Below are 1,206 nucleotides of genomic sequence, written 5' to 3' on the forward strand. Positions count from 1 at the left end.
TATTTCTCCATCAGTAGCCGTTGCACAACTTAAATCAGAGCCATTGTATGATTTTTTAGCACCGCTACCCGTTATTTGAGTCGGTTGAGAAATAGTCAAAGTTCCAGCCTTTGTACAACCCGCACCATCCGTTACCGTGATTACATATACGCCCGCAGGGGCAGTCATGATACCTCCTGACGTAATTGTTACATTAGTAGTTGGGTTGCTTGTAAAAGTATAAGGACTTCCACCACCACCTGTTGCTTGTAAAATTGCACCCCCTAAATCTCCATTACATGGGGCTGGCGTTGGTACCATTAAAAGTGTTGGAGATGTAATCGTAAGTGTACCAGGGTTATAAGTGATATTATAATTGCTTAATCCTGTACCTACTGCTGCACTTGCCACAATTGGATAATTTGGATTAGGAGACTTAGTAGCCGTTGATGCTGCACCTGCACTGGTTAAGGTTACGCTGGTGATAGCATCTCCACTTACTAAACCTGATGAGGTAAATTCAGTTCCTGCAAAAGTTGCTGTTGTGCCTTCGCATTTATTGCGGGGGTTTGCGGTTATTGTGAGGGTGGCTTTATTAACCGTCAAAGTAGCAGGATTACTATTAGAAGCACCACAAGAATTACTTACAACGCATCTGTATTGATAAGTATTCATTGAGAATGTTGGTATTGTTAAAGTTAAAGTAACCGTAGTTGCTCCACTATAAACTCCACCATTAGTAATATTGCTCCAACCCGAGCCAGTATTTTCTTGCCACTGATAAGTAGATGCCTCAAAACCTGTTGCAGCTACTGTGTAGCTTGTATTTGCTCCATAAGTAATAGTTGTGCTGGTTGGGTTTGTTGTTATGGTTGGAGGGGTATTAACTGTGTAAGTAATACTTCCATTTGCAATACACCCATTTACATCTTTAACTGATACAGGAATGGTAAATGTACCTGCAACTGTATAAGTTTTTGTGTTTGAAGCACTATAAGCTCCACCATCAAATGAGTATTGATAACCAGAACCAATTGTTCCACCTGCTCCTGATAAAGTTATTGTTACTCCTGCCGTTTGGCATTGTGGAGAGTTTGAAGATGAAGTTATTGTGATTGCCGCTGGTGTTCCCACGACCAAAGTACCTGTGGCTGGGGTACAGTTATTAACATCTGTGATGCTATAATTGTAAGTACCCGCTGGTAAACCTGTGAAGTTTCCAGAAGT

1 protein-coding gene is annotated in these 1,206 nt (G+C 41.2%); it reads right to left on the bottom strand.

All coding sequences use genetic code 11. The annotated features are described in order from the left end of the window. On the bottom strand, positions 1 to 1,206 hold a 1,206-nt coding region (locus LV89_RS24830), incomplete at both ends, for an MBG domain-containing protein (RefSeq protein WP_170117769.1).

Origin of the sequence: Arcicella aurantiaca (assembly GCF_003148625.1) — a bacterium.
GTDB lineage: Bacteria > Bacteroidota > Bacteroidia > Cytophagales > Spirosomataceae > Arcicella > Arcicella aurantiaca.